Source organism: Streptomyces inhibens (genome assembly GCF_022221585.1).
GTDB lineage: Bacteria > Actinomycetota > Actinomycetes > Streptomycetales > Streptomycetaceae > Streptomyces > Streptomyces inhibens.
On record NZ_CP084681.1, the window covers coordinates 49615 to 63163 of the forward strand.

The 13549-nt window shown below is 68.0% G+C and carries 7 protein-coding genes and 1 pseudogene; 2 read left to right on the forward strand and 6 right to left on the reverse strand.

Going from position 1 to position 13549, the window contains the following annotated elements; translation table 11 throughout:
• The first annotated feature begins 144 nt into the window (after positions 1 to 144).
• A complete protein-coding gene (helR, locus tag KI385_RS00250) occupies positions 145 to 2292 on the forward strand; it encodes an RNA polymerase recycling motor ATPase HelR (RefSeq protein ID WP_238570217.1) in 2148 nt (715 codons plus the stop codon).
• A 757-nt stretch (positions 2293 to 3049) separates the two neighbouring features.
• Here the strand turns inward: helR and KI385_RS00260 are convergent.
• The 5 genes and pseudogenes from KI385_RS00260 to KI385_RS00285 all read right to left on the reverse strand — a co-directional run bounded on the left by KI385_RS00260 (position 3050) and on the right by KI385_RS00285 (position 11280).
• Positions 3050 to 3733: a DUF899 family protein gene (locus KI385_RS00260; protein WP_238570218.1), complete on the reverse strand. Its 684-nt coding sequence runs from the start codon at positions 3731 to 3733 to the stop codon at positions 3050 to 3052.
• 2188 nt (positions 3734 to 5921) lie between these two features.
• A complete protein-coding gene (locus KI385_RS00270; RefSeq protein WP_238570219.1) occupies positions 5922 to 8834 on the reverse strand; it encodes a M48 family metalloprotease in 2913 nt (970 codons plus the stop codon).
• 9 nt (positions 8835 to 8843) lie between these two features.
• Complete coding sequence (locus tag KI385_RS00275) at positions 8844 to 9389, reverse strand: hypothetical protein (RefSeq protein ID WP_238570220.1); 546 nt, start codon at positions 9387 to 9389, stop codon at positions 8844 to 8846.
• 159 nt (positions 9390 to 9548) lie between these two features.
• Positions 9549 to 10552 (reverse strand): annotated as a pseudogene (locus KI385_RS00280) (IS5 family transposase).
• 278 nt (positions 10553 to 10830) lie between these two features.
• Positions 10831 to 11280 carry a MarR family winged helix-turn-helix transcriptional regulator gene (locus KI385_RS00285; RefSeq protein ID WP_238570221.1) on the reverse strand — a complete coding sequence of 150 codons (450 nt, stop codon included), beginning with the start codon at positions 11278 to 11280 and terminating at the stop codon, positions 10831 to 10833.
• A 77-nt stretch (positions 11281 to 11357) separates the two neighbouring features.
• Here KI385_RS00285 and KI385_RS00290 point away from each other — a divergent pair, with 77 nt between their 5' ends.
• Positions 11358 to 11879: an SgcJ/EcaC family oxidoreductase gene (locus KI385_RS00290; RefSeq protein WP_238570222.1), complete on the forward strand. Its 522-nt coding sequence runs from the start codon at positions 11358 to 11360 to the stop codon at positions 11877 to 11879.
• 440 nt (positions 11880 to 12319) lie between these two features.
• Here the strand turns inward: KI385_RS00290 and KI385_RS00295 are convergent, their stop codons facing one another.
• Positions 12320 to 13504, reverse strand: coding sequence for an IS701 family transposase (locus tag KI385_RS00295; protein ID WP_238570223.1), 1185 nt, complete (start codon positions 13502 to 13504; stop codon positions 12320 to 12322).
• Positions 13505 to 13549 lie beyond the last annotated feature (45 nt).

A 13549-nucleotide genomic window follows, 5' to 3' on the forward strand; every position in this document is an offset into this window, starting at 1 on the left:
AGACCCTGGCGACCTGAACCGGCAACGACCACGGTGTCCACGTCAGGCGGAGCGTTGCTCTTCATGGCCACCAGGTTCGTCACGCCGTCCAGACGCCTTGCTGCGCGCAATGGTCGCGAGCGACCTCAGATCGGAGCCGATTACGTGCACCCGCTGACTACCAGCGTGTTTGACCTTCCCGACCACCTCTCCCCCAAGGCCGACCCGACGCTGATCGCCGGCGACGAGCAGCACTTCGCGGCTATCGCTGAGAGCCTTGAGCAGGCGATCGCCGAACTGTCCGACCGCCTCGATGCCGAGCGCAGGGCGCCCGGCGGCGTGGGCCGGCAGGCGATGGACCGGGACGCGGAGATCCACCGGCTGACCGCTCGCCTGCGCGCACTGCGTCGCTTTGGTTTGGACCTGTGCCTCGGACACATGGTCAGCGCGGACAACCCTGAGCCGGTGTACGTCGGACGACTTGGCCTTACGGACAGCACAGGTCGTCGGCTGCTGCTCGACTGGCGCTCCCCCGCGGCCGAGCCGTTCTTCGGAGCCACCCACGCCAATCCGATGGGTCTGGCAAGCCGCCGCAGGTATCGCTGGACCCGCGGCCGGATCAGCGACTACTGGGACGAGGTGTTCACCTCGGACGGGTTTGTCGGGCACGCCGCGCTCGACGACCAGTCCGCCTTCATCGCCAGCCTGGGCAGCAACAGGTCGGCACGGATGCGAGACGTGCTCGGCACCATCCAGGCCGACCAGGACGCCATCATCCGCGCGGGATCCCGCGGCGCTCTCGTCGTCGACGGCGGTCCGGGCACGGGGAAGACCGTCGTCGCTCTGCACCGCTCCGCCTACCTCCTCTACTCCGACCCTCGCCTCGGTCACCGTCGGGGCGGTGTGCTGTTCGTCGGTCCGCACCGGCCCTACCTGGCCTACGTCGCCGACGTCCTCCCCAGCCTCGGAGAGGAGGGCGTGCAGACCTGCACTGTGCGGGACCTCGTCGCCGAGGGAGCCGCAGCAGCGGTCGAGGCCGACCCGGACGTGGCTCGCCTGAAGTCGTCCGCGGACATGGTGAAGGCGATCGAGAAGGCCGTCAGTATCTACGAGGAGCCGCCCACCAAGGGGATGACGGTCACGACCCACTGGTCCGACATCTGGCTGAGCGCCGACGACTGGGCCGAGGCATTCGAAGCACCGGAACCAGGTACTCCGCACAACGAGGCGCGCGAGCAGATCTGGGAGGAGCTGCTCACGATCCTGATGGACAAGCACGACGGTGACGTCTCGCCCGACCTCTTCCGGAGATCGCTGCTGCACGACGAAGAGCTGGTCACCACCCTCAACCGCGCGTGGCCGCTGCTCGAAGCGGCCGACCTCGTCGGAGACCTGTGGTCGGTACCCGCCTACCTACGGATGTGCGCTCCCTGGCTCAGCCCCGATGAGGTCCGGAAGCTGCAGCGCAAGGACCCCCAGGCCTGGACGGTGTCCGACCTGCCGCTCCTGGACGCGGCGCGGCAGCGGCTCGGCGACCCGGAGGCGGCACGACGCCAGCGTCGGCACAAGGCCGCTCTCGCCGCCGAACGCGCGCGCATGGCCGACGTCATCGACAACGTGCTCGCGGCCGATGACGACGGTGAAGGTGCGGTGACGATGCTGCGCGGACAGGACCTGCGGGACAGTCTGGTCGACGAGACCGCACTGCCCAGCATCGAACCGGACCTGCTCGCCGGCCCGTTCGCGCACATCGTCGTGGACGAGGCTCAGGAACTGACCGACGCAGAGTGGCAGATGCTGCTGCTCCGGTGCCCGTCCCGGAGCTTCACCATCGTCGGGGATCGCGCCCAGGCCAGGCACGGGTTCACGGAGTCGTGGCAGGAACGGCTCGAGCGGATCGGGCTCGACCGGATCAACCTGGCCTCCCTGAGCATCAACTACCGGACGCCGGAAGAAGTCATGGCGGAAGCCGAGCCGATCATCCGGGCCGTGCTCCCGGATGCCAACGTGCCGACCTCCATCCGCAGCAGCGACGTCCCCGTCGTACACGGAACCGTTTCGGATCTGGACTCGATCCTCGACACCTGGCTCGCCGCGCATGCCGACGGCATCGCCTGCGTCATCGGCGATCCCACGTTCCGGCCGACGTCCCGCGTCCGGTCGCTGACCCCGGAGCTGTCAAAGGGGCTCGAATTCGACCTGGTCGTCCTCATCGACCCGGAGGAGTTCGGCAAGGGCATCGAAGGAGCGGTCGACCGCTATGTCGCGATGACCCGAGCGACCCAGCGGCTCGTCATCCTCACGAGCTCCTGATGTAGGCCGGACGGACACCCGCTCCCGGCCGAGTTGGAGGCGTTCCTGGACGCCGGACGCCGGCACACCACGGTGTACGTCGGCTCCGGCAGCATGCGCGGCATCTCGGAGGGCGTCGCCCGGGGGGCCATCGAGGCGATCCGCGTGCAGGGCCGCCGCGCAGTCGTCTCCCACGGCTGAGCGGGCCTGGCCCTGGTCGACGACCGGGACGACTGTTTCGTCGTCGATCAGGGCCAGGTCAACCAGCAGGCTCTGTTCCGAGGGCACCGGTTGCGCATGATGGACCGACATGGCCGGCGCTCATCTCCCGCGGATTCCGGCGTTCCCGCAGGAACCCATGCGCACGAGGTCGTGGGACCTGCACCGTTCCAGGATCCGCAGTTCCGTGAGCACTGTCGGCGGATCATGAGCACTGTCCGACTGAGCAGATCCAGGCGATCATGAGCACCAGCTACGTTCAGTAGCAGTCAGCTGTGGGGGGGCTTCGCGCATGCCGCTGCGGGCTCGGTGCGTTCGACGAGGTGACCGTTCTCGGAGCGGGCTCCGGCGCGGACCAGGGCGACGAGGTGGGGCGGGGTATCTGACGCACGCGGCGGAGTTCGCCACGCGGCTGACCGACACGCTCGCGAGGTACACCAGCGAGATTACGCAGCGTACGAGTGAAACTCCGCCAAGCGACCGTCTTGTCCTTGGTGAAGAAGGCCCTGGTCGTGTCCGCCCTGACGGCTGTACTGGTGGTGGGGGCCGTTGTCGGGGGTCAGTAGTCGAGGCTCGCGTACCAGTCGCCGCGACCCTGCGGGGTCAGGTCGAGGAGGTGCCACACAGGGGCCAGGAGGTCGATGCCGCGCTGGTCGATGTCGTCGGCCATGCGCGGGTGGGTGGAGTAGAAATGGCGGACCGTGCCGTCGCCGTCGCGGGTGAAGACGGAGATGGTGGAGTCCTGTTCGCCGTCCTTGTCCTCGCTGCCCAGGTCATACTTGAACGTGCTGTCGCCGCTGCTCAGGAGCCGTAGCCGGTGCCAGCCGCGGTTGCGGGCGTGCTGCCGCAGGACGGGCGGGTCGGCCGCCGCGGCGATGGCGAAGTCGGCGTTGCGGGCGATGTGGTGGGCGATGCCGTTGAAGCCGTCGATCCACAGGGTGCACATCGGGCAGGGGTCGGTCTGCAGCTTTCCGTACATGAGGTGGTAGACGATCAGGGCGCGGTCCGGGGCGGTGAACAGCCCGCTCAGGGTGACCTCGCGGACCGGTGTGTCGCCGGCGTCGAGGTCGGCGGGGCCCTCGATGAAGACGTAGTCGTCGACGGGCGGCCCCTGCGGGAGTGCCCGTCGCTGGGCCGCGACCTTCTCGCGGTGGCGCATGAGGTCGATCTCGGCCAGGCGCAGCTCTTCGCGGGCGGCGAGGTAGTCCGCTGATTCCCCGGCCAGTCTGGTGTGCCGCAACATCGCGTCCTCCTGGGGTGGCCATCCCCCCGGCCCCCGGTCCGGATCCCGAGCTCCCGGTCCCCGCGTCCCCGCATCCCCGAACCGGTCCTTCAAGTCTATGGCGGCTCCAAGGTTCGCCGATAGTTGAGCTGAAGTCCGGCTGGTGCGCTGATCCGCGAGTGGAGCGAGGAGGTCGGTCCCCGTACGCAGGGAGACCGCGGCTGCGGCAACGGGCGCTACGAGCCAGGAATGTGCTGGTCGCCGGCGGGATGGCGGTCGCCGTGATGGCGGGCGTGTTCGGGGAGGCGGCCACGACGGCGTCGGGAAGAGTGGTACGAGCAGCGCAAGCAGCACGGGTACGTCCACGTCGAAGCCGGGGACGGCCAGGTGCGCCGAGCACGGGAAGCGGGACAGCCCGAGTCTGCTCAAGGGGCCGCCGAAGGGGCCGCCCAAGGACCTGCCGAAGGCCAAGGGCGAGAAGCCGTTCGTCATCCATCTCGTCCTGTGCGGCAAGGGCGGTGGTGCGGCGAACGGCACGTTCTCGGCCCGCGACGGCCAAGAAGTTCGCCGCGAAATTCCATGTGACGCTGAATCAGGTCAAGGCCGCACTGTCCCAGTTGAGGCGGCCCTGGAGAAGCCCGCCCCCAACCGAACAGACTGACATCCGCCCCCGTCCGGAGAGGGTTCAGAAACGTCCGCGCGAAGACCGGCTCCCCGGCCGGGGCACCGAAACCTTCACGCCTCGGGCCGGCGGGCCTCCGGGTTCGAAGAACCGCCGCCCAGCCACACGCCTCGACGTGGGCCGAATCCTCGCGACCGGTGAGGCAGACACCCGCCCTGCCCACCACAAGAAAGGCACCAAGCCCAGGCACTCAATTGGTCAGAAGCAGGTGGTCAGCGAGGTCGCTGCCGCGCAAAGCCTGTTGCAAATCGGGGCTGCCATGCATACTCCCGCTGGCAGTAGTCGATGTCGCAGGTGGCCTCATCGAACAGGCTCTTCAGATCGAAGGTGTTCCCTTCGATTGGTCCAGTCCCCATACTCACCCCATCTGGCCCGCACGACACCGAGGGCGACGGTAAGACGGGGGCCGGCGGATGCGGGGCCATACGCCCCGGAACAGGGGCGGCTGGTGGCATCTGCTGCTCGGGCCGCCCTGGAGCTCACCGCCAGAACCGTGAACAGGGCCCCGACGGCGTCGCCCACCGCGCAACCCGCGCAGGTCGACCCAGTGAAAGTGATCACTTGTAAGGGGGCGGGTTTGGTGTGAGTTAAGGGCCAGCCGAATGATATCGCTGCTTATAGACGGTTCTTCATGGGTTGCACGGCGCCCGACAGCGCGAAGGTGATGTCAGAGAAGGCGGAACGGGATCTCACCGGGTATGCCTACTGACGGCCGATAGGTCACCAGGGTGCACGTAAAGGGCAACAGGACTAACGTGGATACAACTGGCTCGGCATTCCTGACGCCATGGTATCCATTTCCGTGCAGTGGCGCGGAACTGACGGGATGGAGTGAGCAAATGCGTACCCATGAACCCGCAGAGTTTGTATCCCAGCTGTCAAACAATGAATTGCCCAACCCTGAAGAGTTTTCCGTCGTTGGCGCGGTAAAGGCAATTGATGGATCCTCATCAACCATCAGCTTCACAAAGTCACTCTCGTGCGATAACTGGATTACACTCCCGCTCGATATCATTGAATCAATCACTCATCTAGCGAACACAAAGTGCGCAGACCATGAGCACCCTTTTGTCAAAGTCAAGTTCAAGCCACCCAGTGACGCAAGTCAGGATGTAGCATTCTTTATGAGTTTGTGTCATTGGCTGCAATCGGCGTTGTGCCGCACTCCAGGGATCACCCGGATGGCTCCCGGCTGCGATATCGGGGAACTTGGCGGGGAGATCGTAATTTGCTGCTGGAACGAAGATGGTTGGTTGACGTGCGGGGGAATAGTTTAGTACCCAATTGTCGCGGCTTTACTGAGCTTTCTTGTAGGCCATGCAGGCACGACCGGAACAGTTGTGTCGGCAGAGACCGTGTCTCCCGCAGGTCACCGTTCGCCGGTGCGGCGGCTGGCCGTACATCACGCCACCAGCCCATTGCCGAAACGAGGCGGCGTGCAGGGCATCGACGGTTATGGGGGACGGACCGCAGGCATGTGGGGCGTCATGGCGTATGCGTGCGGCGGGACTTCGGGCGGATTGGCTTTCAGGGTCTCGACTCGGCCGAAGCTGCCTCGGATTTGATGGTGTCGAGGAGTGCGGGCGTGGTCTCGCCGATGTTGAGGAACGTGCGCATGGCCTTGGCGAAGAGGGTGAACTTTCCGTCGGTGATGGCGCGTCGGCAGTCGGCGCCGGCGTGCTTGCTCCGGGTCTGCAGCTTCGTCCACCGCTTCTGGGTCAAGGGGTTGGGGACCGGGAAGTAGGCTGCGGCGTCCGCCGCGATGTGCTCGAGGGCGACGCAATGCGGACGGATGCGGGTTGCGGCGAATCCTCTGTCGGTGAGGGCTGATTTGTCCTGAAGGGCAGTGATGACGGCCAGGACCTCGGCCGTGAAGTGCGCCGTGAGGTGTGCCCCACCCAGCCGGAGCCAGGCGTCCGTCTGCGCGGCGAGGACCTGGGGTGAGGCGGTGGGGATCGCGGCGGTGGGAATCAACTGGCCTTTGGTGAGGGACGTCCGGGCCGGTCCCCCGCCGCTCGGCAGGGACACGGCGGCGGTGAGTGCGACGGCCGTGAGGCAGACCGCGCCGACCCACAGGCGCCGCAGCGCCACCCCCTCCCGTCGCAGGGGCACCGTACGCGCGCGCCCGGCGGAGGTCATGGCCGGGCGGAGCGGCCGCAGGATGCGCTTCAGCACCGTGCACAGGAGGGCGGCGCCGGCGGACACGAAGATGCCCAGGCCCAGGACCAGCGGCAGCAGCAGCTCGGTCGCCGGCCAGAACTTGGCGGGCGACCAGAAGCAGGTGGAACCGAGCGTGTTCAACGGCCCCAGGCAGCCGTCGGCCGCGCCGAGGAGGTACACACCGGCCAGGCCGAGCAACGCCGTCGTCCCCGCGGCGACCAGCGCCACGAGCAGAGGGAGGCGCGAGGCCACCACGCTGGTCAGGGCGGCCGTGGCCGCGGTGCCACAGACCAGCACGATCAGCACGAGTGCCAGGAAGACCAGCTGGTAGGTGCCGTAGCGCCTGTCGACGGGCGGCTGCCAGGTGTGCATGGCGGCCATGACGGCGACGGTGCCCGCCCAGCACACCGCCGCGCCGATGACCGCGGCGAGCAGGACGCGGCGCAGCGGCGGCAGCAGCCCTGCGCGAAGCACTGGGCCGGGGGCACCACGCAGCGCCCGACGCACCCACTCCGGCGCTCCGGATGCCGGACGCCGGAGCCAGGCGAGCATCGGGAGCAGCCACAGCACCGCTGCGGCCCACGTGATGAAGGGATCCATGCCGATCGGCAGCAGCACCGGCAGGGCCGCAGCGATTGCCGCCAGCGCGCCCCGGTCCCCGGGCACCGTGCCCGGCAGCTCCTCCTCCAACGCCTGTCGGATGCCGGTTTCGGAGTACGCCCACCCCATCGTGAAGATGTGGCCCTCGTTCTGCCACCAGGCGTACCACAGCGCGAAGACCACCCAGATCGCTGCCAGCCCCATCAGCATGGCCGGCCGGAGAGCGCGTCCCCGCCACGACCGCACCGACAACTCCGCGAACTGCGCCGTCCAGCACATGATTCCGACGCTGATGACGATCAGCACCACGAGCGCTTCCGGATGGCTGGGAAGCCACCGCGTACTGCCGGAGGTGCTGCTCGTCAGCAACTCGCCCACCGTGAGACCCACCCCGAGCCACCATCCCACGCGCAGCCCCGACGGCACCCGGCCGCCGGTGAGGACCGCACGCGCCACGGCACGCCACAGGGCGACCCCGGGAATCGCCGCGATCAGCCCGGCAAGCAGCGCCGTCAACAGCCGGAGCGCCCAGTCTGTCCCGGGTACCCGCAGCAGATCGGTTATCTGGTCGCCGGCGATCGTCGCGGTGGCGCCGGCCACGAACAGGGTCAGCGCGTGTGGCTCGAACAGCTCCCGGGAGTCGGTGAGCGAAGCCACGCGCCGGTCCCACGCGGGGTGGGTCCGCCACAGCGCGACGAACGAGGCCAGCGCCCTCCTCGCCCGGCCCTGCCCGGCGCCCGCCGTCGCGTCCCGAGCGGCTGTGTGGTGCCAGCCTTTGGCATCGGCGCCCCACGCGAGGGCGTCCAGGTCCGCAAAGGTCTCGCGGGTGCGCAGGATGTCGGCGCGCGCAAGGTAGACGAACGCGATCATCACGGCCGACGAAACGAGTTCGTGCCCGGTGCCGAGACGTTCGGCGGGGCCGAGGACCGCTGATGCCGCGGAGTCCTTGAGGTCCAGCGCGACCCAGAACAGATAGGCCGGGAGCACAGTGACCAGGTAGACGCGCCAGAGGGCGACCGTCGCGTAGGTGACGTCGATGTCGCGGTTGCGGATGTGCGCGAGCTCATGGAGGACCACCGCGCGAAAGCTCTCGGGGTCCTGGCGTCTGCGGGCGACCAGGCCGCCGTGCAGGCAGACCGAGTAGCGGCGCAGACGTCCGAAGACCACCGCGCCGGCGGTGGCCGCCGCCGGCGCGACGACGAAGCGCGGCGGCCGGGGAAGCCCTGCGACGGCGACCAGCTCGTCCAAGAGAACGCGTAACTCCCCCTTGGGGTCCACAGCTTGGAGCGGGACGACGCGGCCGCGGCGGCCCTTCCAGCGCGGCAGCACCCAGTAGAGCGCGCCGGCCACGATCACCAGGGCGGCGAGGGCGGCGAAGGGGACCCATGTCGCAGCGGAGGGGACGAAGCGGCGCAGGCAGGCCGCATACGCGTCACCGGCGCGCATCGTCGCCAGGGCGATGCCCAGGTAGTCGCTGTCCGGGTTTGCACCGGCCGCGAGCGCGCACCCGACGCGGATGTTGCGCGGGTCCGCCAGCGACTCGACGATCTGCGTCACTACCCTGGCACTGCTGCTCAGCAACAGCACTATCAGCAGCACGAAGCGCAGTCCGGTGCCCACGCCGAGGATGCGTTCGTCGACATTGCCCGGGCGGGCCGGCGAAACCGTAGTGTCGCTCACCCGTCTCCCCTATGCCTCGGGTTCTCCAGCGTCGGCGTTCCCGCCCTCGCCTGCCAGTTGGCCCTGCGGCTGCAGCACCAGTCTCGCCACCACCCGCTCGGCGAGCGCGGTGGCCGTCCCCGGCTCCAGGCCGCTCTCCGCGCCCAGCTCCAGGATCCGTGCGCGCACCGCGGCCAACTGCTCAGGCTCCAGCGGAGGGATCGCTCTGGCGGCCGCGGGCCTGCGGGAGATCCTGCGCAGCCACGCCTTCGACCGGTCGGTCGCGGTGGTGACGGCGGCGCCCACCACTTTGCGGGCCGCCTCGTCCAGCGCGATCCACACCACCGGGGTGACCAGGGCGGTGACCTCCTGCAGGCCGAACCCGAGCGGCTCACGCGATCGGCGGCGGCCGGCCAGGCGCGCCACGACGTTCTCGTCGTCGTACGGCCACAGGCCTTCGACCAGCACCAGCTCGTCCGGTGCCGCCTCGGTCACGACCGTGCGGACCACGTCCCGCACCAACACCCCTGTGCCCGGGTCCGGTTGCCCGCCCAACGGCTCTGTCAACGAGTCCATTTGCCCCCCTCAACGAACGGACCGCCACCTCCGCATCGTAATCGCGCCGACACACGCGCGAGCCGTTTTCCACAGGGCCCGTCGGGGCGGCCCGCGCGGAAGCCGCCATATCTGCTCTGCCGGTTGAGGTACGCCACTAGGGCCTGTGTGATGTTGTGATCAACCAGTTGGCTTCAGGAGGTCGTTGATCCAGATCATCGAGGCGCGGAGGTGGAGGCCGGCGAGGTAGCTCTCGGGCGTCTTGTCGTATCGAGTCGCGATGCCCCGCCAGGCCTTCAGCTTGTTGATCAGGCGCTCGACGGTATTCCGTTCCTTGTAGAGATCGGCGTTGTGGCGTGTGGGCCGGCCGCCCCGGCTGCCTTTCTTCTTCCGGTTGGCGGCTTGGTCCTTCTTCTCCGGGATGACTGCCTTGATGTTGCGTTTCCGCAGGTAGGAGCGGTTGGCGCGGGATGAGTAGGCTTTGTCCGCGGCGACAGCGGCAGGCCGGGTCCGGGGACGGCCGACAGGCAGACGGACCCTCACCTTTTGCAGCACGGGGACGAACTGGGGGCTGTCGGCGGCCTGTCCTGCGGTCAGGACGAGTGACAACGGACGGCACTTGCGGTCTGCGGCAAGATGAATCTTGCTCGTCAGCCCACCACGGGATCTGCCGAGCTGGGCTTCCTTCAAGCGGAGCTTGCGCCGTCGCCTGATGCGCCGCCGCTCTTCCTGCTCGGGGTCGTCATTGCCGTCCTGCCCGTTCTGTTCTGGCCGGCGGCCCCCTTTTGCCGGGCCCGCTCCTGCTCGGCGGCGGCTTCCTCAAGGGCGTCCATGACCTCCTTGCCGATGCGCATCCCGGCGGCGTCGTGGTGGGCGCGGGCGGCAGTGGAGTCCACGCTGACCAGGGACAAGTCCGTCTTCCCCTGGCGGGCGGCCTCGGCGATCACGCCTTCCAGCAGTGCGGTGAAGACACCGGCGTCCCTCCACACCCGAAAGCGGCCGTAGACCGTCGACCACGGGCCGAACTCATGCGGCATCTCCCGCCACTGACTGCTGGTGCGGAACCGCCAGATCACCCCCTCGAACTGCTCCCGCAGCCGCCCGGGGTACGGGCCGTACTCGCCTATCGGCAGGAACGGCTCGATCAACTTCCACTGCTCGTCGGTGAGTTGGCTACGCGTCACGACCGCCTTCCTACCGGATCCGCCTTCCGGGCGGATCCGGATCGCAAGATTGATCACGACATCACACAGGCCCTAGTTGCCCCCATGGCTTGAGCTGCGGGGACATCCACTGAAGCACTTCCACAGCCCGTTACGCACTGATGACGTCGTCCCGCCGGACTGGCTCGGCGCCCACTGACCGGCATAGGCCTGATGGCCAACTATCAATCGAGACGGCCAAGTATCGGTCGACGTCACGGTTCACCCGTGCGTGTGCTGCGCCGCAACGGTGCCCGCGTTCATTCACGGACCGGCAGCCCCTTGAGGCGCGCCGTCTGTTCTTCCTGGACCCTGTGAGATGTCTCCAGGAAGTCGATGATCACGGCGAGCTGGTCTTTGCCGTAGCGTCGGAGCGCCATGGTTCCCGCCTCGCCGACGGGTCCGTACACCTCGCGCTCGGCAGCGCGGGCAGCCTCAGTGGCGGAGACCAGAACCCGCCGCCGGTTGGTGGCATCCCGGTTGCGGGTGACGAAGCCCGCTCGTTCGAGGCGGTCGATGGCGGTCGTCGTCGCCGCCGGGCTGAGCTTGGCGGCGGTGGTGAGCTCTCCGGCCGACATCGGGTCCTTGGCCAGGATCAGGTCCAGGCAGCGCAGGTCGGTGCGGTTCAGCCCTAGCAGGGTCGCGGCTGCTTCGTCGAAGGCGTCGAAGCTCTGCTGGAGCATCCTCATCCGCACGGCTACCTCGTCCACAGCATCATCTTTCGACATTCGAAGCTTTCTGTTAGCGTACGATTCGACAATCGAAATGATAGCTCCGGGAGGACGTCATGCCTACCAGCGACGAGCAGATCACGCAGTTGTTCAAGCAGTTCATGCAGGCGTGGACCGACAATGACGCCGCCGCCTTCGGCGCCTGCTTCACCGCCGACGCCGACTACGTCTCCTACGACGGCACCCACGCGACCGGCCGACCAGCCCTCCAGGACAACCACGACCGGCTCTTCCGCGGCGTGTTGGCCGGCTCGGCGCTCGTCGGCGACCTGGAGGCGATCCGTCACATCACCGCGGAGGTCGCCGTCGTTCACGGCACGGCATCGGTGCTGATGCCGTGGCGGTCCGAGCTGCCCAAACGGCGCTTGTCACGGCAGACCCTCGTGGTCGTCCGCACCGAGCAGGGCTGGCGGATCTCCGCCATCCACAACGGCCGCGTGCGGCCGGTGACCATCCCTGCCCCCGACGCTTTCCCGTCCCGGATGTCACAGGCGATGAGCCGGATCGGTCGGCGCCTGGGCATGGGCCGCCCCTCTCCCGGCGCCCCGCGGACCATCTCGTCCGCGACATCGGCCTGACACCGCGGCGGACCGCTCAACCCCGCACCCCAGCCGTGGCAATGGCTCACCGTAGGGCACCCGGCAGGCGCCACTGAATCCTCACCCACGTACGCGTCGACGCTGTGGCCGAGCACCTGCGGTCGCAGGAGCCGTCACGGTCACAGCGATGCAGCACGATCACCTTGCGGAGAGGGTGAGCCGTCCGTTTCCAGTCCGTACTGCACAAGCAGTTCCACCGGCGATGATGTGCCGCGGCTGTGCGCGAGAAAGCGCAGGGCATTTGGCACCACAGCCTAATACTGCAACGGTGTTTGTGCTGATGGCTGGGCAGTTCTATGGGCTGTGTCCGCGTCGTGTGTAGTGACTGATGCGGGCCTGGTGTTGTCGCTTTCGGCGCCAGTGTGACCAGTGCAGGATGTGGTCGACGGGTGTGGGTTGGCGGTTGGTGAGGCGGGTGATCAGGCGTCTGATCTCGGCGAGGCTGAGGTGGATGAGCTGGGAGGATCCGTTTCTGCTTTCCCGGCATTGAGTTCACGGGACCGCAGGACGGTCAGGCAGGCGTGTGCGGCCATGGCCAGGGTGATGTGGCGGTGCCAGCCGGGATAGCGGCGGACTTGGTAGTCGTCCAGGCCGCACTCCTGCTTCGCGGTCTGAAAGCACTCCTCGACTGCCCATCGGCTGCCCGCAACCTGGATCAACTCATCAAGAGTGGTGCCGGCGGGACAGTAGGCGATGTAGTAGGAGATTTCCTCGGGTCGCCTGACGCTGCGGCGGGCGAGAACCCAGTGGCGGCGGTCCTCGCGGTGCCAGGGACGGACTTCGACACGCGCCCAGTCGAACACCCGCATCCCATGAGCGCCGTTCCCACACGAGCGGCGTTTCCACTTCTGCCGCGGCAGGCCCGTGAACAGGTCGTGGACGGGATGGTCCAAGGCCCAGCGGGTGACCACGGTGTCGTGCCGGGTGGTGGCCATGACGTGGAAGACATCGGCCTGCTCCAGCTCATGGCGCCAGCCCTTGCTGAAGCCGTAGGCCGCATCCGCCGTCACCCACCGGAACGGGATCTTGTCCGCGATCGCACGGCGGACCATCTTCTTGGCCATGACGACCTTGGTCTCGAAGCCGACCTCGTCGTCGATACCGGCCCTGCGGCATCTCTCGCGGTCGTCTGTCCAGGAGGTGGGCAGATACAACCTGCGGTCGATCAGCGTCCGGCCACCGCCAGCTGCATAGGCGAGGAAGACGCCGACCTGGCAGTTCTCCGTCCGTCCCGCGGTCCCGGAGTACTGCCGCTGCACACCTGCCGAACGGGTCCCCTTCTTCAGGAAGCCGGTGTCGTCCACGATGAGCACCGCGTCGGGGTCGCCGAGGTTCTCGACGACGTAGTCACGCACATCGTCGAGGACCTCATCGGCCTCCCACTCGATCCGGTTCAGCAGCCGATGGATACGGTCCGGAGCGGCATGACCGGCCTGTTCGGCCAGGGTCCAGCCGTTCTTCCGCTCAAGCGGGGCGATCAGTCCCCGCATATAGGCAAGCGCCGACTCCCGCGGCTCCGTCCTGGAAAACCTGTGCACGAACCGCTCGTGCACAGCGTCCAGTTCACCGGCCCACGCCCTGACAGCAGCAAGGTCCCCACCCATGACCAGACCAACGACCAGCCTGCCCAACCGTCACGGCAAACACCG